Below are 1,450 nucleotides of genomic sequence, written 5' to 3'. Positions count from 1 at the left end.
TGGCCTGTATCCGGACAACCGCCGGGTGCGGCCGACCGGCCGGATGATCCTTTACCACCTCGGCGAACTCACCCTGCGGATCGGCAACGTGACCGCCCCGCCCACCGTCCAGATCACCCGAGGAGTCCAACTCCACCTCCTCGACCTCCTCGGCATCGAAGTCACACAAACCCGCTGGCCACAAACCTAACCTCGGGCTTTCACGGCGACTGCTGTCCGATGGGTGATCAGAAAAGAGAAAAGTGCTCCTGACCTGCCAATGCCGGTGAGTTAGGACGTTTCTGCAGGTAGTGGTCGGTGCCTGGCGACTTTCAGCGAGTAGCGGACGTTACTGGGAGTGCGTGGTTGGTCTCGTCGCTTGATGGCGAACTTGTTCTTGGGCGGCTTCTTGACGCGTTCGCAGCGTCGGTCCCGGCGGGCGGGGAGAAGGTCGTCGAGGAGTTCGGCTGTGACTGCTTCGAGTGTCCGGCGGAGCCGGTCGGCGGTGGCGGCGACCTGGTTGGGGACGCCGAGGCGGACGAGCTGGACGGTGACGGCGAAGGAGATCCGGTCGGGGTCGATCCCGGCCTGCTGGGCGCTCTCGTACTCGAGCGCGCACAGCGCGTGGTAGACGGTCAGGACCGCGTAGACCTCCTGGCAGATGAGTTCGGGGGATTTGGAGCGCAGGGTGAAGCCGGCGCCGCGCAGGCGGTTCTTGATCTCCGCGAAGCTGTTTTCGATCTCCCAGCGCTGGTGATAGATCATGGCGATCTGCCTGGCGGGCGCCTGTCGGTGGTCCAGCAGACTGGTCACAAGCCTGTAGGAGTCGAGGCGAGTTGACCCGTCTTCGCCTCGGGTCAGCACGGTGTATTCGATGATCCGGACCAGGTGACCCTGGGGTGCCTCGCAGATCGCCCGTCCGGCGGCGCGGGCCTGGCCCAGGCGGCGGGTCTCCGCCGGGGTGGGCATGATCGACAGGTAGGAGCCGTCCGGCAGAACGCGAAGCGGCGTGAAGATCTGCCCCTTCTTGACCCGCCAGATCAGGTGGGCGCCGGTGGCCCGGGCATCGGCCCACAGCTCGTAGCCGACGAAGTACCGGTCGGCCAGCAGCAGCATGTCCGAGGTGAGGTCGGCCAGCAGAGCGCGGCCCAGGGTGTACTCACTGGAGTGCTCGACGCCGTCGAAAGCCGCACCGACCAGGCCGTGGCTGCCGCATTCGACCAGTGCCATCATCCTGACCTGCGGGTTCCCGCAGGTGTTGCTGGCCGGGTTGGAGTATCCGAAGGTGGCGGCGTTCTCCGCGGTCTCCGGCACGTCCAGCGTGGTGCCGTCCCAGGCGACCAGCCGCAGTCCGAAGGCATACGCCTCGGCGCTGCCGGGAGTCGCCAGCGGGCCACAGGTCCGCTCGAACAGCACGCGCAGCGGCTTCTCGCCCAGTCGCTGGCGGGCCTTGGTCAGGGCCGGGCTCGTC

At 67.0% G+C, this 1,450-nt stretch carries 2 protein-coding genes; one reads left to right on the top strand and one right to left on the bottom strand.

Going from position 1 to position 1,450, the window contains the following annotated elements; genetic code table 11:
- On the top strand, window positions 1-190 hold a 190-nt coding region (locus tag ACZ38L_RS39520), incomplete at its 5' end, for a hypothetical protein (protein WP_465703001.1).
- An 80-nt stretch (window positions 191-270) separates the two neighbouring features.
- On the opposite strand, the gene ACZ38L_RS39515 is transcribed toward ACZ38L_RS39520, so the two are convergent.
- A partial coding sequence (locus ACZ38L_RS39515) for an IS4 family transposase (RefSeq protein WP_465702999.1) occupies window positions 271-1,450 on the bottom strand: 1,180 nt, incomplete at its 5' end.

It is taken from the genome of Kitasatospora sp. NPDC024654, from assembly GCF_055559155.1.
Note: the sequence above shows the minus strand (reverse complement) of the source record. Positions and strands in the feature narration are given on the sequence as shown.